Genomic DNA, 21,913 nt, shown 5'->3' on the forward strand with positions numbered 1-21,913 from the left:
GGGACTGAATGAAACCGGCAACCAAGACGCTGAAGTTAAAACGCCCGCACGATCAGGCCAGCTTTGTAAGCTGGCGTTTTGTGTTGCTGTGCGGCTGTATTCTTCTCGCACTGCTGGGTTTGATCGCGCGGATGGCCTGGCTACAGGTCATTAACCCCGATCGGCTGGTGCGCGAAGGCGATATGCGTTCGCTGCGCGTACAGGCGGTGCCTACCGCGCGCGGCATGATTACCGACCGCGCCGGTCGTCCTCTGGCCGTCAGCGTGCCGGTTAATGCCATATGGGCCGATCCAAAAGTCCTTAACGAGAAGGGCGGCATCACGACTGATAGCCGCTGGAAGGCGCTCTCCGAGGCGCTGTCCATCCCCCTTGACCAGCTCTCCGCTCGCGTTAACGTTAATCCTAAAGGGCGCTTTGTTTACCTTGCCCGCCAGGTGAATCCCGCCATCGGCGACTACATCAAAAAACTTAAGCTGCCCGGCATCTTCCTCCGTGAAGAGTCGCGCCGCTACTACCCGGCAGGGCAGGTGACCTCGCATCTGATCGGTTTCACCAATATTGACGGTCAGGGCATTGAAGGCGTTGAAAAAAGCTTTGATAAGTGGCTGACCGGTCAGCCGGGCGAGCGCACCGTGCGCAAAGATCGCTATGGTCGGGTGATTGAAGATATCTCCTCCGTCGACAGCCGTGCCGCGCATAATCTGGCGCTGAGCATCGATGAGCGGCTACAGGCGCTGGTTTATCGCGAGTTAAACAATGCCGTGGCGTTCAACAAGGCGGAGTCAGGAACGGCGGTGCTGGTGGATGTGAGCACCGGCGAAGTGCTGGCGATGGCCAACAGTCCCGCCTATAACCCGAATAATCTGACCGGCGTAACCAAAGACGTGATGCGCAACCGCGCCATTACCGATATTTTCGAGCCGGGGTCCACGGTCAAACCCATGGTGGTCATGACGGCACTGCAGCGCGGCGTGGTGAAAGAGAACTCCGTCCTCAATACCGTTCCCTATCGCGTAAACGGCCACGAAATTAAAGATGTGGCGCGCTATAACGAGCTGACCCTGACCGGGGTTTTACAGAAATCGAGTAACGTTGGCGTATCAAAGCTGGCGTTAGCGATGCCATCCTCAGCGCTGGTAGATACTTACGCGCGCTTTGGACTGGGAAAGGCGACCAATTTGGGGTTGGTCGGAGAAAGCAGTGGCTTATATCCTCAAAAACAACGGTGGTCTGACATAGAGAGGGCCACCTTCTCTTTCGGCTACGGGCTAATGGTAACGCCGTTACAGTTAGCGCGAGTCTATGCAACGATCGGCAGCTACGGCGTTTATCGCCCGCTGTCGATCACCAAAGTTGACCCGCCGGTAGGCGGGCAGCGTATCTTCCCTGAACCGCTGGTGCGCACCGTGATGCATATGATGGAAAGCGTTGCGCTGCCCGGCGGAGGCGGCGTTAAGGCGGCGATCAGAGGCTACCGAATTGCCATCAAGACCGGTACGGCTAAAAAGGTCGGGCCGGATGGGAAGTACGTTAACAAATATATCGCCTATACCGCTGGCGTCGCGCCAGCCAGTCATCCTCGTTTTGCCCTGGTCGTGTTGATTAACGACCCGCAGGCCGGGAAATACTATGGTGGTGCCATTTCTGCACCCGTCTTTGGCGCGATCATGGGCGGCGTACTGCGCACCATGAATATCGAGCCCGATGCGCTTCCTTCAGCGGTTCCAGCGGAAAAAAACGAGATGGTAGATAACAGAAGTGAGGGATCGAGTGACCGATCGTAATCTGTCCGACCTGCTGGCTCCCTGGGTGCCTGGTGCACCTTCGCTGCCGCTACATGAAATGATTCTGGACAGCCGCATGGCGGCGTCCGGCGACCTGTTTGTGGCCATTAAGGGTCACGAGGTGGATGGCCGCCGTTTTATCCCGCAGGCCATCGCGCAGGGGGTGGCGGCCGTCATTGCTGACGCCGACGGCGAAGCGGAAGATGGGCACATCACCGTAATGCACGGCGTACCGGTTATTTACCTGGCGCAGCTTTCGCAGCGGCTCTCTGCCCTGGCGGGCCGTTTTTATCAGCAGCCGGGCGAGAAACTTAAGCTGACAGGCATAACCGGCACCAATGGCAAAACCACCACCACGCAGCTGCTGGCGCAGTGGGCGAACCTGCTGGGCGAAACCGGTGCCGTAATGGGCACCGTGGGTAATGGCCTTTATGGTCAGCTTGCGCCAACGGAAAACACCACTGGCTCAGCGGTTGACGTGCAGCAAACCCTGCACACGCTGGTTGAGAAAGGCGCGACGTTTGCCGCAATGGAAATTTCGTCACACGGACTGGTGCAGCATCGCGTGGCGGCGCTGCCATTTGCCGCCGCTGCCTTTACCAATCTGAGTCGTGACCATCTGGACTATCACGGTGACATGACCCGCTACGAAGCGGCCAAATGGCTGCTCTTTTCCGAACATCTGGTGGGTCAGACGATTGTTAACGCCGACGATGAGGTAGGGCGCCGCTGGCTGGCGAAGCTGCCGGATGCCGTCGCGGTTACCATGGATAACAATTTGCAGCCGGGATGCCGGGGCCGCTGGCTCAGCGCAACCCGCGTGGACTACCACGATAACGGTGCCCGCGTCAGCTTCGACTCAAGCTGGGGGCCCGGCGAAATTGAAAGCCGCCTGATGGGCGCGTTCAACGTCAGTAACCTGCTGATTGCCCTGGCTACGCTGCTGGCGCTGGGCTATCCGCTGGCCGAGCTGGTTGCCACGGGCCACCAGCTGCAACCGGTGGCGGGGCGTATGGAAGTCTTTACCGCGCCGGACAAACCCACGGTGGTGGTTGATTATGCTCATACCCCGGATGCGCTGGAAAAAGCGCTCCAGGCCGCGCGGCTCCACTGCAAGGGACAGCTCTGGTGCGTGTTTGGCTGCGGCGGCGATCGTGATAAAGGTAAGCGCCCACTTATGGGAGCGATTGCCGAGCAGTTCTCTGATGTGGTGGTCATTACCGACGACAATCCGCGCAGTGAAGATCCCGGTGCCATCGTCGCCGATATCCTGAGCGGCCTGCTCGATGCCGGACGCGCGCGCGTGATGCCGGGACGTGCGCAAGCGGTCACTAACGCCGTCATGCAGGCGAAAGCGGGCGATATCGTGCTGGTTGCCGGTAAAGGCCATGAAGATTATCAGATTGTCGGCAACCGTCGGCTGGACTACTCCGACCGTACCACCGTCGCGCGTCTGCTGGGGGTGATGGCATGATCCCTCTCTCTCTTCAGACGCTGGCAGAAGTCACCAACGGAACGCTGGTGGGCGGCGATCTTACCTTTTCTGAGGCCGTCACCGACACGCGGAAAGTGAGCGCAGGCTGCCTGTTTATTGCCCTGCGGGGTGAGCGCTTTGATGCTCATGACTTCGTCGGTGAAGCGATTTCTGCCGGTTCGGCAGCTCTGTTGGTGAGTAAGCACTTACCAGTAGCGGTTCCCCAGGTGGTGGTAGACGATACGCGTATCGCACTCGGCCTGCTGGCCGGATGGGTTCGCCAGCAGGCGACGGCGCGCATTGTTGCGCTCACCGGCTCCTCGGGCAAAACCTCGGTCAAAGAGATGACCGCCGCCATTCTCCGCCAGTGCGGTGAAACGCTCTATACCGCGGGCAATCTGAACAACGATATCGGTGTCCCCCTTACGCTGCTGCGCCTGACCGAACAGCATCACTATGCGGTTATCGAGCTGGGCGCAAACCATCAGGGTGAAATTGCCTGGACTACCGGCATCGTTCGTCCCGAAAGCGCGCTGGTGAATAACCTGGCCGCCGCCCATCTTGAGGGATTTGGATCGCTTGCGGGTGTGGCAAAAGCCAAAGGCGAAATCTTCCAGGGGCTGGCGGCCGGGGGCACGGCCATTCTTAATGCCGACAGCAACGACTGGCCTCACTGGCAGACGGCACTGGACGGTAAAACCGTCTGGCGTTTCTCGGTCGACACACAGGCGGAGAGCGATTTTACTGCCTCGGACGTCACGGTTTCTTCCACCGGTACGCGCTTTGTGATGTCCACGCCCGCCGGCGACGTAACCGTCGAACTGCCCCTGCCTGGCCGTCACAATATTGCTAACGCGCTGGCCGCTGCGGCGCTGGCGCTCTCCGTCGGTGCGCCACTCAGCGCCGTCAGTCAGGGTTTATCAACGCTTAAGGCGGTGCCGGGCCGACTTTTCCCACTGCTGCTGAGCGAGGGTAAGCTGGTGCTGGATGACAGCTATAACGCTAACGTCGGCTCAATGACCGCCGCTGCGCAGGTCCTGGCCGAAATGCCGGGCTATCGCGTGATGGTGGTCGGCGACATGGCGGAAATGGGTGATGAGGCCGAGGCGCGTCACCGGGAGGTGGGGCAGGCCGCCCGCCAGGCGGGCATTGATAAAGTGCTCAGCGTGGGCACCTTAAGCAAACTGATTAGCGACGCCAGCGAAAGCGGCGAACATTTTACCGATAAGAGTGCCGCCACGACACGCCTGCGGGCGCTGCTGTCGGAGCATCCTCATATCACCATCTTAGTTAAAGGTTCACGTAGTGCCGCCATGGAGCAGGTAGTGCAGAGCTTACAGGAGAAAGGAACATGCTAGTCTGGCTGGCCGAACATCTGGTCACTTTTTATTCAGGCTTTAACGTCTTCTCGTATCTGACGTTTCGCGCCATTGTCAGCCTGCTGACGGCCCTGTTTATCTCTCTGTGGATGGGGCCGCGTATGATTGCGCGCCTGCAGGAAATGTCATTTGGTCAGGTCGTACGTAATGACGGGCCTGAATCGCACTTTAGCAAGCGTGGTACGCCGACCATGGGCGGCATCATGATCCTGTTCTCGATTACCGTTTCGGTACTGATGTGGGCTTATCCATCCAACCCTTACGTCTGGTGCGTCCTGTTCGTGCTGGTGGGCTATGGGATCGTCGGCTTTATTGATGACTACCGCAAAGTAGTGCGCAAAGATACCAAAGGGCTGATTGCCCGCTGGAAATATTTTTGGCAGTCGGTCATTGCGCTGGCGGTAGCCTTTGTCATGTACGCCGTTGGCAAGGATACGCCCGCGACCGAGCTGGTGGTGCCTTTCTTCAAGGACATCATGCCGCAGCTTGGGCTGCTCTACATTCTGCTGAGCTACTTCGTTATCGTCGGCACCAGCAATGCGGTGAACCTGACCGATGGTCTGGACGGGCTGGCGATTATGCCGACGGTCTTTGTCGCGGCGGGCTTTGCGCTGGTGGCCTGGGCGACCGGCAACATGAACTTCGCTAACTACCTGCATATCCCGTATCTGCGCCATGCCGGTGAGCTGGTGATTGTCTGCACCGCCATTGTCGGGGCAGGGCTGGGCTTCCTGTGGTTTAACACCTATCCGGCCCAGGTCTTTATGGGCGATGTGGGATCGCTGGCACTGGGCGGCGCGCTGGGCACCATTGCCGTGCTGCTGCGCCAGGAGTTCCTGCTGCTAATTATGGGCGGTGTCTTTGTAGTGGAAACGCTGTCGGTGATTTTGCAGGTAGGCTCGTTCAAACTGCGTGGGCAGCGCATCTTCCGTATGGCGCCGATCCATCACCATTACGAACTGAAAGGCTGGCCGGAACCGCGCGTGATCGTGCGCTTCTGGATTATTTCGCTGATGCTGGTGCTGATTGGCCTGGCAACGCTGAAGGTACGCTAAAAAATGGCAGACTATCTGGGTAAGAAAGTAGTCATTATCGGGCTGGGCCTCACCGGCCAGTCCTGTGTTGATTTCTTTTTAGCGCGTGGCGTAACGCCGCGCGTGATGGATACCCGTGTCGCGCCGGCCGGCCTGAACAAGCTGCCGGAAACGGTGGCGTGCTGGCTGGGTTCGCTTAACGACGAGTGGCTGCTTGATGCCGATTTGATCGTTGCCAGCCCGGGAATGCCGCTTGCGCACCCGTCTCTGGTCGCGGCAGCGGACGCCGGTGTGGAGATCGTTGGCGATATTGAACTGTTCTGCCGGGAAGCGCAGGCGCCGATTGTGGCGATTACCGGCTCCAATGGCAAAAGCACCGTCACCTCGCTGGTCGGGGAAATGGCGCAGGCCGCGGGCTGGCAGGTCGGCGTGGGCGGCAATATCGGCCTGCCTGCGCTGATGCTGCTTAATCAGCCTGCACAGCTTTACGTGCTTGAGCTGTCGAGCTTTCAGCTTGAAACCACCCACAGCCTGAAGGCCGCCGCCGCGACCGTGCTTAACGTGACGGAAGATCATATGGATCGCTATCCGTTCGGCCTTCAGCAGTATCGTGCGGCTAAGCTGCGCGTTTACGAGCAGGCCAGCGTCTGCGTGGTTAACGCAGACGATGCGATGACCATGCCGGTACGCGGTGCCGATAAGCGCTGCATCAGTTTTGGCGCAGACGTGGGCGATTATCACCTTAACCGTCAGCAGGGGAGCATCTGGCTGCGGGTTAAGGGGGAGAAAGTGCTCAACACCGATGAAATGTTGCTTACCGGGCAGCATAACTATACCAATGCGCTGGCAGCACTGGCGCTGGCCGATGCGGTTGGCCTGCCGCGCGCCACCAGCCTGAAGGCGTTAACCACCTTTGGCGGGCTGGCGCACCGGTTTCAGCTGGCCCACAGGCATAACGGCGTGAGCTGGATTAACGACTCGAAAGCGACCAACGTTGGCAGTACCGAGGCCGCGTTAAACGGACTTAAGCCCGCGGGCACGCTCTGGCTGCTGCTGGGCGGGGATGGCAAGGCCGCCGATTTCAGCCCGCTGACGCGCTACCTGACCGATAACGTCCGCATTTGCTGCTTTGGCCGCGATCGCGCTGCCCTGGCTGCCCTGCGCCCTGAGAGCGCCATGCAGACGGAAACCCTGGCTGAGGCGATGGGATATATCGCCGGACAGGTGAAGCCGGGGGATATCGTTCTGCTGTCGCCCGCCTGCGCCAGCCTCGACCAGTTTAAAAACTTTGAGCAGCGCGGTGATGCGTTTACGCAACTGGCTAAGGAGCTTGGCTGATGAATATTCGCGGCTTTGGCCTTGCCACCTTCTTTTCTAATCGCCTGAAAGAGTGGGTGATGGGCGCGCGCGAAAGCGACGCCAGCTCGATGGTCCTTTACGATCGTACGCTGCTGTGGCTGACCATTGGTATGGCGATCGTTGGCTTTGTTATGGTGACCTCGGCGTCTATGCCGGTGGGGCAGCGTCTCTCAGACGATCCCTTCTTCTTCGCCAAGCGCGACGCTTTCTATCTGGCGCTGGCGTTTGGTATGGCGCTGGTCACGCTGCGGGTGCCGATGGATTTCTGGCAGCGCTACAGCAACATCATGCTGCTGGTGACGGTGGTGATGCTGCTGGTTGTGCTGGTAGTGGGCAGTTCGGTAAACGGTGCCTCGCGCTGGATCGCGCTGGGACCGCTGCGTATACAGCCCGCAGAGCTGTCCAAACTGTCACTGTTTTGCTACCTGGCCAGCTATCTGGTGCGCAAGGTCGATGAGGTTCGCAATAACTTCTGGGGCTTCTGTAAGCCGATGGGCGTGATGGTGGTGCTGGCGGTCTTACTGCTGGCCCAGCCGGACCTCGGTACGGTAGTGGTACTGTTCGTTACCACCCTGGCGATGCTGTTTCTGGCCGGGGCGAAAATGTGGCAATTTCTGGCAATTATCGGCTCGGGCGTCTTTGCCGTTTGCCTGCTGATTATTGCTGAACCCTATCGTATGCGCCGCGTGACCTCCTTCTGGAATCCGTGGGAAGATCCGTTCGGCAGCGGCTATCAGCTGACCCAGTCGCTGATGGCGTTCGGCCGCGGTGAATTCTGGGGGCAGGGCCTGGGCAACTCGGTGCAAAAACTGGAGTATTTGCCGGAAGCGCATACCGATTTTATCTTCTCGATTATCGGGGAAGAGCTGGGTTATATCGGTGTGGTTTTGGCCCTGTTAATGGTATTCTTCGTCGCTTTTCGCGCGATGTCGATTGGACGCCGTGCGCTGGAGCTGGATCAGCGTTTTTCCGGCTTCCTCGGCTGTTCGATTGGCGTCTGGTTTAGCTTCCAGGCGCTGGTTAACGTCGGAGCCGCCGCGGGCATGTTACCGACCAAAGGGCTAACGCTGCCGCTGATCAGCTACGGGGGGTCAAGTTTGATTATTATGTCGACCGCCATCGTATTTTTGTTACGTATTGATTATGAAACACGTCTGGCCAGAGCCCAGGCGTTTACGCGAGGTAGTCGATGAAAGGGAAGCGACTGATGGTGATGGCTGGCGGAACCGGTGGGCACGTTTTCCCCGGGCTGGCGGTTGCGCATCATCTGATGGCTCAGGGCTGGCAGGTTCGCTGGCTGGGCACCGCCGACCGTATGGAGGCCGATTTAGTGCCGAAGCACGGGATTGAAATCGACTTTATCCGCATCAGCGGCCTGCGGGGCAAGGGCCTGAAGGCTCAGCTTAGTGCGCCGCTGCGTATCTTTACCGCCGTGCGCCAGGCCAGGGCCATCATGAAGGCTTACCGCCCGGATGTGGTGCTGGGGATGGGCGGCTATGTTTCCGGGCCGGGTGGCCTGGCGGCATGGAGCTGCGGCATTCCGGTCGTGCTGCATGAACAAAACGGCATTGCCGGGCTGACCAACAAATGGCTGGCGAAAATCGCGAAGAAGGTGATGCAGGCGTTCCCCGGCGCATTCCCACACGCGGATGTGGTCGGTAACCCGGTCAGAACCGACGTGCTGGCGCTGCCTCTGCCCGAAGCGCGTCTGGCTAACCGCACCGGTCCGATTCGCGTGCTGGTGATTGGCGGCAGTCAGGGCGCGCGGGTGCTGAATCAGACCATGCCGCAGGTGGCGGCGAAGGCTGGCGATACTATCACGCTGTGGCATCAGGTCGGGAAAGGGGCGCTGGAGAGCGTGAATCAGGCTTATCAGCAGGTCAATCAGACGCAGCACCGGGTGACTGAGTTTATTGATGATATGGCTGAAGCCTATGCCTGGGCTGACGTGGTGGTGTGCCGTTCCGGGGCGCTGACGGTCAGTGAAGTGGCCGCAGCAGGTCTGCCGGCCATCTTTGTTCCCTTTCAGCATAAAGATCGTCAGCAGTACTGGAACGCGCTGCCGCTTGAGCGGGCGGGCGCGGCAAAAATTTATGAGCAGCCGCAGTTTACTGCGGATGCGGTAGCGGAAACGCTGGGTCAGTGGGATCGCCCTGAGCTTTTAAAAATGGCGATAAACGCGCGCAGCGTGGCAATCCCGGATGCGACCGAACGCGTTGCGGCAGAAGTCAGCGCCGCAGCGTTATAAAACACGATTTTCAGGGGCAGGACGACTCGGCCCGCAACATTAAGGTGCGGTGACGTACCGACAGGCAAAAGAGATGAATATACAACAACTGGCAAAACTGCGTTCTATCGTGCCCGAGATGCGTCGCGTCCGGCACATCCACTTTGTTGGCATCGGCGGTGCTGGCATGGGCGGTATTGCCGAAGTGTTGGCCAATGAAGGTTATGAAATCAGCGGCTCGGACCTGGCGCCGAACGCAGTAACCCAGCATCTGAGCACGCTGGGCGCGACTATTTATTTTAACCATCGCCCGGAAAACGTCAGCGATGCCAGCGTGGTGGTGGTCTCTACCGCCGTATCGCAGGATAACCCGGAGCTGGTTGCCGCGCGCGAAGCGCGCATCCCGGTGATCCGCCGCGCGGAGATGCTGGCTGAACTGATGCGCTTCCGCCACGGGATTGCCGTTGCAGGCACCCACGGTAAAACCACCACCACGGCGATGGTGTCCAGCATTTATGCGGAAGGCGGACTGGATCCTACTTTCGTTAACGGTGGCCTGGTGAAAGCGGCAGGCACCCATGCGCGACTGGGCAGCAGCCGCTACCTGATTGCGGAGGCGGATGAGAGCGATGCGTCATTCCTCCACCTTCAGCCGATGGTGGCGATTGTGACCAATATCGAAGCCGACCATATGGATACATACCAGGGCGACTTTGAAAACCTGAAGCAGACGTTTATTAACTTTCTGCACAACCTGCCGTTCTACGGTCGTGCGGTACTCTGCGTGGACGATCCGGTGATTCGCGAGCTGATCCCGCGCGTGGGCCGCCAGATAACCACCTACGGCTTCAGTGAAGATGCCGACGTGCGCATCGCCAGCTACGAGCAGCACGGTGCACAGGGGCATTTCACCCTGGCCCGGCTGGATAAGCCGCTGATGCGGGTGACGCTTAACGCGCCTGGCCGGCATAACGCACTCAACGCCGCTGCGGCGGTGGCCGTAGCCACGGAAGAGGGTATTGAGGACGAAGAGATCCTCAGCGCCCTGGAGAGTTTCCAGGGAACCGGTCGCCGTTTCGACTCGCTGGGGGAATTCCCCATTATTGCCGCAGACGGTACAGCAGGTACGGCGATGCTGGTGGATGACTACGGTCATCATCCGACGGAGGTTGATGCGACCATTAAAGCCGCCCGTGCGGGCTGGCCGGATAAGCAGCTGGTGATGATTTTCCAGCCGCATCGCTATACGCGCACCCGCGATCTGTACGACGATTTTGCTAACGTGCTGTCGCAGGTTGACGTGCTGTTGATGCTCGACGTCTATTCCGCGGGCGAGACGGCCATTCCGGGCGCTGACAGCCGCTCGCTGTGCCGGACCATTCGCGGTCGCGGCAAGGTTGATCCTATTCTGATCGCGGACCATGACGCAGTGCTGGAAATGCTGGCACCTAAACTCTCCGGCAACGATCTGATTCTGGTTCAGGGTGCCGGGAACGTCGGGCGCATTGCGCGTCATCTGGCCGATCAAAAGTTACAACTACAGAATAAAGAAGGTGATCATCATGGCTGAGAAAGTCGCCGTATTACTGGGTGGCACGTCGGCAGAGCGTGAAGTGTCGTTGATGTCCGGTCGCGCCGTTCTGGACGGGCTGAAAGAGGCCGGTATAGATGCCCATGCCGTTGATATCCGTGACTTCCCGGTGATGCGCCTGAAAGAAGAGGGCTTCGACAAAGCCTTTATCGCCCTGCACGGTCGCGGCGGTGAAGACGGCACGCTGCAGGGCGTACTGGAATTTCTCTCTATTCCCTACACCGGCAGCAGCGTAATGGCGTCGGCCATTACCATGGATAAGCTGAGAACCAAATTTCTCTGGCAGGGTTGCGGCCTGCCCATCGCCCCTTACGTGGCGATTACCCGTCGGGAGCAAGAAGCTGGCCTGACGCCGGAAACGGAAGCGCGCATCGCGGCGCTGGGCCTGCCGGTTTTCGTCAAACCCAGCTGCGAAGGGTCGAGCGTCGGCATCAGCCGGGTGAACGACGTGGGGGCGCTACAGGCTGCGCTGGATGAGGCTTTCCGTCACGATGATGATGTGCTGGTCGAGGCCTTTCTGAGCGGCCCGGAGTATACCGTGGCGGTCATCGGCGACGAGATCCTGCCATCGATCCGCATTCAGGTCAGGTCGGAATTCTACGACTATGAAGCGAAATACTTCTCTGACGAAACGGAATATTTCTGCCCAAGCGGGCTGTCGGCCATACAGGAAGCGGAGCTGAGCGAGATCGTGATCAAAGCCTGGCGCGCACTGGGCTGCAGCGGCTGGGGACGCGTGGACGTGATGATGGGCGGTGACGGTCGTTTTTATCTGCTGGAGGTCAACACCTCACCGGGTATGACCGGGCACAGCCTGGTTCCGATGGCGGCGAAGCAGGCTGGGATGAGCTTCTCTCAGCTGGTCGCCCGTATTCTGGAGCTTGCCGACTGATATGTCCCAGGCGGCTCTGAATATTCGTAACCGTGAAGCGCAGGAGAAGGCGCGGTCCGGCCGCAGTAATGGTTCGCGGCTGGCCGGCATCATTTTTTTGCTGATGGTGCTTGGCGTGATAGTGGCCGCTGGGTTCGTGGTGGTGAAGTGGATGAACGATGCTTCCCGCCAGCCGCTCTCAAGGTTGGTGGTGACAGGCCAGACCCACTACACCACCCATGACGATATTCGCCAGGCGATTTTATCGCTGGGCGCACCGGGGACCTTTATGTCCCAGGATGTGGATGTGATTCAACAGCAGATTGAGCGTCTGCCGTGGATCCAGCAGGTGAGCGTCCGTAAGCAGTGGCCTGATGAGTTAAAAATTCATCTGGTGGAGTATGTTCCGGTCGCGCGCTGGAACGATCTGCATATGGTGGACGCCACGGGTAAGTCGTTTAGCGTGCCGGCCAGCCACCTCGGTAAAGCAGTGATGCCGATGCTGTATGGCCCGGAGGGTAGCGAGTCAGAAGTACTGACCGGCTACCACCAAATGAGCGATGTGCTGGCTGCCAGCAAATTTAAGTTGAAAGTGGCTTCGATGACCGCCCGCCGGTCCTGGCAACTGGTGTTGGACGATGATATTCGGCTTGAGTTAGGGCGCAATGAGGATATGAAACGGCTTCAGCGCTTTATCCAGCTTTACCCAACGCTACAGCAGCAGGCGCAGGCGGGAAACAAACGTATCAGCTATGTCGATCTGCGATATGACTCTGGCGCGGCAGTAGGATGGGCACCGGCGGTTGAGAGCACTGACAGTAAACAGCAACAGAATCAGGCACAGGTTAAACAACAATGATCAAAGCGACGGACAGAAAACTGGTAGTTGGACTTGAAATCGGCACCGCTAAGGTCGCCGCTTTGGTAGGTGAAATTCTGCCCGACGGCATGGTTAACATCATCGGCGTCGGTAGCTGCCCTTCCCGGGGGATGGATAAAGGCGGCGTAAACGATCTTGAATCCGTCGTGAAATGCGTCCAGCGCGCCATTGATCAGGCTGAGCTGATGGCAGACTGCCAGATCTCCTCCGTTTACCTTGCATTATCGGGTAAACATATCAGCTGCCAGAACGAAATAGGGATGGTTCCTATTTCCGAAGAGGAAGTGACTCAGGAAGATGTGGAAAATGTGGTACATACCGCTAAATCGGTTCGCGTTCGGGATGAACACCGCATCCTCCATGTGATCCCGCAGGAGTACGCCATCGACTACCAGGAAGGGATCAAAAACCCCGTGGGACTGTCTGGCGTACGTATGCAGGCAAAAGTGCATTTGATTACCTGCCACAACGATATGGCGAAAAACATTGTTAAAGCCGTTGAACGTTGTGGACTGAAAGTTGACCAACTGATCTTCGCCGGGCTGGCTTCCAGCTTTGCCGTGCTCACCGAAGATGAGCGTGAGCTTGGCGTGTGCGTCGTGGATGTCGGCGGCGGCACGATGGATATTGCGGTTTATACCGGTGGTGCACTGCGCCACACCAAGGTTATTCCCTATGCGGGCAACGTGGTGACCAGCGATATCGCCTACGCGTTTGGCACGCCGCCAACCGATGCCGAAGCCATTAAAGTGCGTCACGGCTGCGCGCTGGGCTCCATCGTCGGCAAGGATGAAAATGTTGAGGTGCCGAGCGTGGGCGGACGTCCACCCCGTAGCCTGCAGCGCCAGACGCTGGCAGAGGTGATCGAACCGCGTTATACCGAACTGCTGAATCTGGTTAACGACGAGATCCTGCAATTGCAGGAACAGCTGCGCCAGCAGGGCGTGAAGCATCACCTGGCAGCAGGCATCGTCCTGACCGGCGGTGCGGCACAGATTGAGGGATTAGCGGCCTGCGCCCAGCGCGTTTTCCACACGCAGGTGCGTATTGGACAGCCGTTAAACATTACGGGATTAACGGATTACGCGCAGGAGCCATACTACTCTACGGCAGTCGGCTTACTGCACTACGGAAAAGAGTCTCACCTTAACGGTGAGGCAGATGTAGAAAAAAGAGCCTCAGTGGGCAACTGGTTTAAACGAATCAACAGCTGGCTGAGAAAAGAGTTTTAATTTTGATAAAAGGGGATCATGCTAGACTTATTTATGATCTCCAGGCGACAGGCACATAACGGAGAGAAATTATGTTTGAACCAATGGAATTAACCAATGACGCGGTGATTAAAGTCATCGGCGTCGGCGGCGGCGGCGGTAACGCCGTAGAACATATGGTGCGTGAGCGCATCGAAGGTGTCGAGTTCTTTGCCGTTAACACTGATGCACAGGCGTTGCGTAAAACGGCTGTCGGTCAGACTATCCAGATTGGTAATGGTATTACTAAAGGTCTGGGTGCGGGGGCGAACCCGGAAGTGGGTCGTAACTCTGCTGAAGAAGATCGCGAAGCGCTGCGTCAGGCACTGGAAGGTGCAGACATGGTGTTTATCGCCGCAGGTATGGGCGGTGGTACCGGAACAGGCGCAGCACCGGTTGTAGCCGAAGTGGCAAAAGACCTGGGTATCCTGACGGTAGCCGTGGTTACCAAGCCTTTTAATTTTGAAGGCAAAAAACGCATGGCATTTGCCGAGCAGGGTATCGCTGAGCTGTCTAAGCACGTCGATTCTCTGATCACCATTCCTAACGACAAGCTGTTGAAAGTGCTGGGTCGCGGCATCTCCCTGCTGGACGCATTTGGCGCGGCTAATGACGTGCTGAAAGGCGCGGTACAGGGCATTGCTGAACTGATCACCCGTCCTGGCCTGATGAACGTCGACTTTGCTGACGTGCGCACCGTGATGTCCGAAATGGGCTATGCGATGATGGGCTCTGGCGTGGCGTGCGGTGAAGACCGTGCGGAAGAAGCTGCTGAAATGGCGATCTCCAGCCCACTGCTGGAAGATATCGACCTTTCCGGTGCGCGTGGCGTGCTGGTCAACATTACGGCGGGCTTTGACCTGCGTCTGGACGAATTTGAAACGGTGGGTAACACCATCCGCGCCTTCGCTTCCGACAATGCGACCGTGGTTATCGGTACGTCACTGGATCCTGAAATGAACGACGAACTGCGTGTGACCGTTGTCGCTACAGGTATCGGTATGGATAAGCGTCCGGAGATCACCCTGGTCACTAACCAGAAGCAGCAGACGCAGCCTGTGATGGATCACCGCTATCAGCAGCACGGCATGGCCCCACTGCCTCAGGAGCAGAAACCTGCGGCGAAAGTGGTCAACGATCCGACTGCGCAAACTAACAAAGAGCCCGACTATCTTGATATCCCTGCCTTCCTGCGTAAGCAGGCAGACTAGGAATAACCTGAGAATTGGGATTCTCCGCTCTTTGTGCTAAAGTATTCGCCCGTCAGTAATTTATACTGGCGGTCGGATGAGTAATTTTTGCGAGATAAAGCGATGATCAAACAACGGACATTAAAACGTATCGTTCAGGCGACGGGTGTTGGTTTACATACCGGCAAGAAAGTCACCCTGACGTTACGCCCTGCGCCGGCCAATACCGGGGTCATCTATCGCCGCACTGACTTGAATCCACCGGTTGATTTCCCGGCTGATGCTAAATCCGTGCGTGATACCATGCTCTGTACTTGCCTGGTTAATGAGCATGACGTACGTATTTCAACGGTCGAGCACCTTAATGCCGCACTGGCTGGCCTGGGTATTGATAACATCGTGGTGGAAGTGAACGCGCCTGAAATTCCTATTATGGATGGCAGCGCCGCCCCCTTTGTTTATCTGCTGATGGACGCTGGCATTGAAGAGCTGAACAGTGCGAAGAAATTCGTGCGTATCAGACAGCCTGTCCGGGTTGAAGATGGCGACAAGTGGGCCGAGTTCAGGCCACACAATGGTTTCACGTTGGATTTCACTATCGACTTTAACCATCCGGCGATCGATTCCAGCTCACAGCGCTACAGCATGGACTTCTCTGCTGAAGCCTTTGCCCGTCAAATCAGTCGCGCGCGTACCTTCGGCTTTATGCGTGACATTGAAGCATTGCAGTCCCGTGGCCTGTGCCTGGGCGGCAGCTTTGACTGTGCCATCGTGGTAGATGACTACCGCGTACTGAACGAAGACGGCTTACGCTTTGAGGACGAATTTGTGCGCCACAAAATGCTGGACGCCATCGGCGACCTGTATATGTGTGGTCACAACATTATCGGTGCGTTTACCGCCTTCAAATCGGGCCATGCGCTGAACAACAAGCTGTTGCAGGCCGTTCTGGCTAAGCAGGAAGCCTGGGAATGGGCAACCTTTGAAGATGAAGCCGAACTGCCGGTAACCTTCAGAGCGCCAAACCTGGTTCTGGCCTAGCGCCGGGCTACTTATTACGACTGGTTGAGCTGGTACTCTCTCCGGCCAGTGAGGCCAGTCGTTCTATAATCCTTTTCAGTTTCTCCGGGCTACGGCTCGCCACCCCCCTTAAAATTTCCGCGCTCTGCTGACTCAGCTCACGCCCGCCCGTTTTTTCTTCTTTTGTCGCCCGACTGCTGTTTTCCTGTACGCTTTCCTGTCCTTTTGCCGCCAGTGATGGATTTATCCTGATGTCGATTGCGGTCAATGATGGTAATATTTGCGCACGTAAAGCTGACAGCAGGCTGGATTGTTCATAGCGGAGACGCATCATCCAGCTGGCGTTAGCCGTTTCGAGCACCAGAATGCCCTGGCGAAAGTTCGCCACGCGGCACCAGGGATGAAGCTGAGCGGGAAGAACGCCCCGTACGGCGCTATTCAGTTTGTTCAGGGCGATAGCACGCTGCTGAATGGATTGCAGCACCCCCTGACCCTCGGTGGCATCGAGTAAATGTTCAATTGATTGCGGGCGACTATCACGCATAGCGGGCTCCGGCGGAAAACAGTGATCGGTATTTTAAATTGTTGGCGACAATTTGGCAGACGTTACTTCTGGCCGCATCTCCTCTTGGGGATGGTCGCGGCAAGCTTTGGCCTGCCTCACGCGTCAGCCTGCGATCGTACAACTTTATCAGAATCCTCTTCCAGAAGCCTGAATATCAGCAACGGGGTGCGCGGTGACCACCTCGCGCTGCTCCAGGAGAGCGTTCGCCGCACTAATTTTAACGTCGACTACTGGCATCAGCACGCCATTCGCACCGTTATTCGCCATCTCTCCTTCACGCTGACGCCAGCCAGTCTCCCTGCTACCGAGCAGGTATTGCCGCTTGAGGTCCACAAGCTGGCGCTGCTGGACACGCTTAATGCGCTACTGACGCATGAGGCCCGGCCACCGGTTATTATCCGGCAGATGGCGCGGCCTGCCCTGGCCTCCGCGCCCGGCTATCATCCCGGCCTCTGGCTGTCGCGGGTACAGGGTATTCGTGCCGGACCCGCTTCTCTCGCCTGATATCTGACGCATACCCATTACATTAGAAGCTAAATGCTAAACCGCAGATCGCGGTGGCTGAGAGAAATTATTTATTATGTTAATCAAATTATTGACCAAGGTTTTTGGTAGCAGCAACGATCGTACCCTGCGCCGCATGCGTAAAGTCGTTGAGCAAATCAGCAAAATGGAGCCTGATTTCGAGAAGCTGTCTGACGACGAGCTGAAAGCGAAAACCGTTGAGTTCCGGGCCCGTCTGGCAAAGGGCGAAGTGCTGGAGAATCTGATCCCGGAAGCCTTCGCCACCGTGCGTGAGGCCAGTAAGCGCGTGTTTGGCATGCGTCACTTTGACGTCCAGCTGCTGGGCGGTATGGTGCTGAATAATCGCTGCATCGCTGAAATGCGTACCGGTGAGGGTAAAACCCTGACCGCAACGCTGCCGGCCTACCTTAACGCCCTGAGCGGTGAAGGCGTGCACGTGGTTACCGTGAACGACTATCTGGCCCAGCGTGACGCCGAAAATAACCGTGCGCTGTTTGAATTCCTCGGTCTGAGCATCGGCATCAACCTGCCGGGTATGCCTGCACCCGCCAAGCGTGAAGCCTATGCGGCCGATATCACCTACGGCACCAATAACGAATATGGCTTTGACTATCTGCGCGACAACATGGCGTTCAGCCCCGAGGACCGCGTACAGCGTAAGCTGAACTATGCGCTGGTGGATGAGGTTGACTCCATCCTGATCGATGAAGCGCGTACGCCGCTGATTATCTCCGGACCCGCAGAGGACAGCTCTGAGCTTTACATCAGGGTGAACAAAATTATTCCTAACCTGATCCGTCAGGAAAAAGAGGACTCAGACAGCTTCCAGGGTGAAGGTCACTTCTCGGTGGACGAGAAATCCCGCCAGGTGCATCTCACCGAGCGCGGTCTGGTGGCGATTGAAGAGCTGATGGTCAGCGAGGGCATCATGCAGGAGGGCGAATCGCTTTATTCGCCGGGCAATATCATGATGATGCACCACGTAACGGCTGCGCTGCGCGCGCACGTACTGTTTACCCGCGACGTGGATTACATTGTAAAAGATGGCGAAGTCATCATTGTCGATGAGCATACTGGCCGTACGATGCAGGGCCGTCGCTGGTCTGATGGGCTTCATCAGGCTATTGAGGCGAAAGAAAGCGTCGACATCCAGAACGAGAATCAGACGCTGGCCTCCATCACTTTCCAGAACTACTTCCGTCTGTATAACAAGCTGGCCGGTATGACCGGTACGGCAGATACGGAAGCCTTCGAGTTCAGCTCGATCTATAAGCTGGAAACCATCGTCGTTCCAACCAACCGTCCGATGGTGCGTAAGGATCTGTCGGATCTGGTCTATATGACCGAGAAAGAAAAAATTGATGCCATCATCGAGGATATCCGTGAGCGTACCGCTAACGGTCAGCCGGTGCTGGTCGGTACCATTTCTATCGAAAAATCGGAAGTGGTGTCGGAGGAACTGACCCGTGCCGGTATCCAACATGCCGTGCTAAACGCCAAATTCCACGCCCGCGAGGCAGATATCGTGGCACAGGCCGGGCAGCCGGGTGCGGTGACGATTGCAACAAACATGGCAGGCCGTGGTACGGATATCGTGCTGGGCGGCAGCTGGCAGGCCGAGATTGCTGAACTGACCGACCCCACCGCCGAACAGATTGATGCGATCAAATCCGCCTGGAAGATCCGTCACGATGCGGTACTGACTTCCGGCGGTCTGCATATTATCGGTACAGAGCGCCACGAATCGCGCCGTATTGATAACCAGCTGCGTGGTCGTTCAGGCCGTCAGGGGGACAACGGTTCGTCCCGCTTCTACCTGTCCATGGAAGATGCGCTGATGCGTATTTTCGCCTCGGATCGCGTAACGAATATGATGCGTAAGCTGGGTATGAAGCCTGGTGAAGCGATTGAACATCCCTGGGTGACCAAAGCGATTGCTAACGCCCAGCGCAAGGTGGAAAGCCGCAACTTCGACATCCGTAAGCAGCTGCTGGAATATGATGATGTCGCCAACGATCAGCGTCGGGCTATCTACAGCCAGCGTAACGAACTGCTGGACGTGTCCGACGTGTCTGAAACCATCGCCAGCATCCGTGACGATGTCTTCAAAACCACCATCGACACCTTTATTCCCCCTCAGTCGCTTGAAGAGATGTGGGACGTCACCGGTCTGGAAGAGCGTCTGAAAAATGACTTCGACCTGCACATGCCAGTGGCAGAGTGGCTGGATAAAGAGCCTGAGCTGCATGAAGAGACCCTGCGCGAGCGGATCATGGAGCAGGCTAAAGCGCAGTACCTGCTGAAAGAAGAGGTTGTCGGTCTTGAAATGATGCGCAGCTTTGAAAAAGGGGTGATGTTGCAGACGCTGGATTCCCTGTGGAAAGAGCATCTGGCCGCGATGGACTATCTGCGTCAGGGTATTCATCTGCGTGGCTACGCCCAGAAGGATCCTAAGCAGGAGTACAAGCGCGAATCCTTTGCGATGTTTGCCGCGATGCTGGAATCACTGAAATATGAAGTGATCAGCACCCTCTGCAAGGTTCAGGTGCGCATGCCGGAAGAAGTGGAAGCGATGGAGGAGCAACGCCGTGAAGAAGCGGAGCGTCTTGCTCAGCAGCAGCAGTTAAGCCACGTTGAAACCGAAACCGAGGCCGCGATTGAACTGGCCGATCAGACAGGCGACCGCAAAGTAGGGCGTAACGATCTTTGCCCGTGCGGATCGGGTAAAAAATACAAACAGTGTCATGGCCGTCTTGCCTGATCCTGATTGAATATAAATGGCACCCAGCCTTTAGGTGGGTGCCATTTTTTTTACTTTTTTACGCGGGCTATGACAGCTATTTGCAGGGAGCCGCTTCCGTTAATGAACGTTCGCCAATATATGTCCAGTAACTGTTACTTTGTTTACCACGAGGGAAATTTGTATTTCTCCAGGAATCACTCTTTGCTGCTTTAAAATAGCGTACGTTTTCCAGAAAATAGCCTCTTTCATCGCGTATCTGCCAGGTCTGGTAATTATTCTGCAAATCCAAAGGACGAAATGAACCATTTACCTTACGTGCGCGATTTGCATCTAAAATTTTCTTTGTACCCAGACTAACTAGTTGAACCTTACTGCCACTGTCAAATTTGTCTATCCGCCAGAATTGATAGGCACCGTTGTTCCACCCTTTAGTATAGATGTCGCCATTTGATGAGCCATCTAATACTTTTCCAGTTTTATTATGCGTTATTTTGTAATGAGCATGCCCAACTTTATTTGTATAGAGGTATTGGATACGCCAGCGTTGCCATGGATTAAAGATATTGGTTGAATTGGTGTATACCTCACCCTTAGCGTTAGCGTCCAGCGCATTACCTGTAGCAAGCTGTTCCAGATAATAGACTTTATCTTTATCGCCGAGAAAATTGGTTTTAACAATTTTCCCTACGGGGACTTTTTGTCCCGGCGAGTAACATTTCTCAGGCGCTGCAGGTACGGCCATTTTCTGACGCTTAACGAATTCTTTAGCTACTCTGTTTTCAACTTTATAGGAGGTAACCTGAAACTCTGTAGGTGATGCTTTGAGCAAATCGAAATAGCCTGCATATAATGCACCCGTAGTATAAACCGGGATATCCCCAAAAACAGGGTGCTTTTCAACATGGGGGGAATGCGTATGGCCGACAAATATGGCAGAAACTTTATATTCCTTCATCATGGCTTTCAACATCGCTTTTTCATGATCGTAAGCCTTATCAATCCACTCCAGCGCATGAAAGTTAATGAATATATTGTCTACTCCACGTTTCCGGGCCAGCTCCAAATCATGACGTAGCCAGGTGAAAGATTTGGTAACGTTAGTAACATTTGTATTCATTAAATCGTTTAGCCAGACTCGATAGTTTGGTGCAAGGTGGAGCTGGACGAAATGGTTAATGACCCTGGAGTCGCCGCCTGAGTCCCATGAGTAGGCAAGACTGCCATAAGTGGTATATTTGTCAAAACCTACAAGATCCCGGCTAAAATTTTTCAGTTTTTTGGCGTAATTACCCTGCTCACGTTTTATGGTATCCGCCATAAAGTGAGCACACTCATTAGGATTAAGCCACGCGTCCCTTGCCCCACGGCAGTCATTATAATTCCTTTCATAATCGTGATTCCCCAGACCAAGATAAAAGGGGAATTTTAATCCGTTATAAACCTTACGAAAGGAATTAAGCTGGTTATGTCGGCCAAACTCTGTAATGTCACCATTGATGATTCCGAATTGTGGCCTTACCGTTGCCGATAGCGTGTTAATACCATAAACAACATTATGATTAAAACTTTCCCATTTTGGTGTTGTATTTGAACTATTAGGATCGGGGGAGCCGGGTCCCTGGCCCATTCGCCATGCCTGTGGATCGGCCATAACAATATAATTTGATTCTTTTAACTCGGCCGTTCCAAAACTTGCATGGGCACTCATGTGAAATGAGGCTGCTGATACTAATATAGCTAATATCATTTTTTGTGATTTAATTAAATGCATACTGATATGTCCAAAGGTTAGTTTGAATAAATTTGAAGTTTTTTTGAATTTATAAAACGACAGGCTACTGGTGAAATTAAAACAATCAGGGCTGTGTTTTCTCATTCATTTTTTTAAAAACCTGATGCAGATGTATTTTTACTTTTGTAGGGGTGTATGACAATGATAATCGCCTTAAGTTACTTAAGCTGCTCTATGGTGCGTAATGATTGATTTATTTCGGGGAGGACTGCGGGGTTAAGTCAGAATT

17 protein-coding genes are annotated in these 21,913 nt (G+C 56.0%); 15 read left to right on the forward strand and 2 right to left on the reverse strand.

The features are described 5' to 3' along the window. Positions 1-8 precede the first annotated feature (8 nt). From AAGR22_RS04320 to lpxC, 13 genes are all read left to right on the forward strand, one after another. A complete protein-coding gene (locus AAGR22_RS04320) occupies positions 9-1,784 on the forward strand; it encodes a peptidoglycan glycosyltransferase FtsI (RefSeq protein ID WP_345830500.1) in 1,776 nt (591 codons plus the stop codon). Beyond that, on the forward strand, positions 1,771-3,258 hold the full coding sequence (gene murE, locus AAGR22_RS04325; protein ID WP_345830501.1) for a UDP-N-acetylmuramoyl-L-alanyl-D-glutamate--2,6-diaminopimelate ligase: 1,488 nt from the start codon (positions 1,771-1,773) through the stop codon (positions 3,256-3,258). Before AAGR22_RS04320 ends, murE begins: the two co-directional genes overlap by 14 nt. Next, positions 3,255-4,616 carry a UDP-N-acetylmuramoyl-tripeptide--D-alanyl-D-alanine ligase gene (gene murF, locus AAGR22_RS04330; protein WP_345830503.1) on the forward strand — a complete coding sequence of 454 codons (1,362 nt, stop codon included), beginning with the start codon at positions 3,255-3,257 and terminating at the stop codon, positions 4,614-4,616. Before murE ends, murF begins: the two co-directional genes overlap by 4 nt. After that, positions 4,610-5,692 (forward strand): phospho-N-acetylmuramoyl-pentapeptide-transferase, encoded by a 1,083-nt coding sequence (mraY, locus tag AAGR22_RS04335; RefSeq protein WP_067706809.1) that lies wholly within the window; start codon positions 4,610-4,612, stop codon positions 5,690-5,692. Before murF ends, mraY begins: the two co-directional genes overlap by 7 nt. A 3-nt stretch (positions 5,693-5,695) precedes the next feature. Further along, on the forward strand, positions 5,696-7,009 hold the full coding sequence (murD, locus tag AAGR22_RS04340) for a UDP-N-acetylmuramoyl-L-alanine--D-glutamate ligase (RefSeq protein WP_345830505.1): 1,314 nt from the start codon (positions 5,696-5,698) through the stop codon (positions 7,007-7,009). Beyond that, positions 7,009-8,223: a cell division protein FtsW gene (ftsW, locus tag AAGR22_RS04345; RefSeq protein WP_067706803.1), complete on the forward strand. Its 1,215-nt coding sequence runs from the start codon at positions 7,009-7,011 to the stop codon at positions 8,221-8,223. Before murD ends, ftsW begins: the two co-directional genes overlap by 1 nt. Continuing rightward, positions 8,220-9,278: an undecaprenyldiphospho-muramoylpentapeptide beta-N-acetylglucosaminyltransferase gene (murG, locus tag AAGR22_RS04350; RefSeq protein WP_067706800.1), complete on the forward strand. Its 1,059-nt coding sequence runs from the start codon at positions 8,220-8,222 to the stop codon at positions 9,276-9,278. The genes ftsW and murG overlap by 4 nt, the downstream gene beginning before the upstream one ends. 73 nt (positions 9,279-9,351) lie before the next feature. Beyond that, a complete protein-coding gene (gene murC, locus AAGR22_RS04355; protein WP_067706797.1) occupies positions 9,352-10,827 on the forward strand; it encodes a UDP-N-acetylmuramate--L-alanine ligase in 1,476 nt (491 codons plus the stop codon). Then, positions 10,820-11,740: a D-alanine--D-alanine ligase gene (locus AAGR22_RS04360; protein ID WP_067706794.1), complete on the forward strand. Its 921-nt coding sequence runs from the start codon at positions 10,820-10,822 to the stop codon at positions 11,738-11,740. Before murC ends, AAGR22_RS04360 begins: the two co-directional genes overlap by 8 nt. A 1-nt stretch (position 11,741) precedes the next feature. Next, a complete protein-coding gene (ftsQ, locus tag AAGR22_RS04365) occupies positions 11,742-12,578 on the forward strand; it encodes a cell division protein FtsQ (protein ID WP_345830510.1) in 837 nt (278 codons plus the stop codon). After that, a complete protein-coding gene (gene ftsA / locus AAGR22_RS04370; protein ID WP_067706788.1) occupies positions 12,575-13,831 on the forward strand; it encodes a cell division protein FtsA in 1,257 nt (418 codons plus the stop codon). The genes ftsQ and ftsA overlap by 4 nt, the downstream gene beginning before the upstream one ends. A 71-nt stretch (positions 13,832-13,902) precedes the next feature. Continuing rightward, the gene (gene ftsZ / locus AAGR22_RS04375) at positions 13,903-15,060 is read left to right on the forward strand and encodes a cell division protein FtsZ (RefSeq protein ID WP_067706783.1); all 1,158 of its coding nucleotides are present in this window, start codon (positions 13,903-13,905) and stop codon (positions 15,058-15,060) included. A 102-nt stretch (positions 15,061-15,162) separates the two neighbouring features. After that, positions 15,163-16,080 carry a UDP-3-O-acyl-N-acetylglucosamine deacetylase gene (gene lpxC / locus AAGR22_RS04380; protein ID WP_067706779.1) on the forward strand — a complete coding sequence of 306 codons (918 nt, stop codon included), beginning with the start codon at positions 15,163-15,165 and terminating at the stop codon, positions 16,078-16,080. 7 nt (positions 16,081-16,087) lie between these two features. Here the strand turns inward: lpxC and AAGR22_RS04385 are convergent, their stop codons facing one another. Continuing rightward, positions 16,088-16,603, reverse strand: coding sequence for a DciA family protein (locus AAGR22_RS04385; RefSeq protein ID WP_067706777.1), 516 nt, complete (start codon positions 16,601-16,603; stop codon positions 16,088-16,090). A 21-nt stretch (positions 16,604-16,624) separates the two neighbouring features. On the opposite strand from AAGR22_RS04385, the gene secM reads away from it, so the two are divergent. Together secM and secA are read left to right on the forward strand one after the other, a co-directional pair. Then, positions 16,625-17,128, forward strand: coding sequence for a secA translation cis-regulator SecM (gene secM / locus AAGR22_RS04390; RefSeq protein ID WP_345830514.1), 504 nt, complete (start codon positions 16,625-16,627; stop codon positions 17,126-17,128). 76 nt (positions 17,129-17,204) lie between these two features. Next, positions 17,205-19,910 carry a preprotein translocase subunit SecA gene (secA, locus tag AAGR22_RS04395; protein WP_345830516.1) on the forward strand — a complete coding sequence of 902 codons (2,706 nt, stop codon included), beginning with the start codon at positions 17,205-17,207 and terminating at the stop codon, positions 19,908-19,910. Between the two features lie 76 nt (positions 19,911-19,986). Here secA and AAGR22_RS04400 read toward each other — a convergent pair whose 3' ends face one another. Next, the gene (locus AAGR22_RS04400; RefSeq protein ID WP_345830518.1) at positions 19,987-21,768 is read right to left on the reverse strand and encodes a metallophosphoesterase; all 1,782 of its coding nucleotides are present in this window, start codon (positions 21,766-21,768) and stop codon (positions 19,987-19,989) included. Positions 21,769-21,913: the final 145 nt, after the last annotated feature.

Origin of the sequence: Erwinia sp. HDF1-3R, from assembly GCF_039621855.1 — a bacterium.
In the GTDB taxonomy this organism is placed as follows: Bacteria; Pseudomonadota; Gammaproteobacteria; order Enterobacterales; family Enterobacteriaceae; genus Erwinia.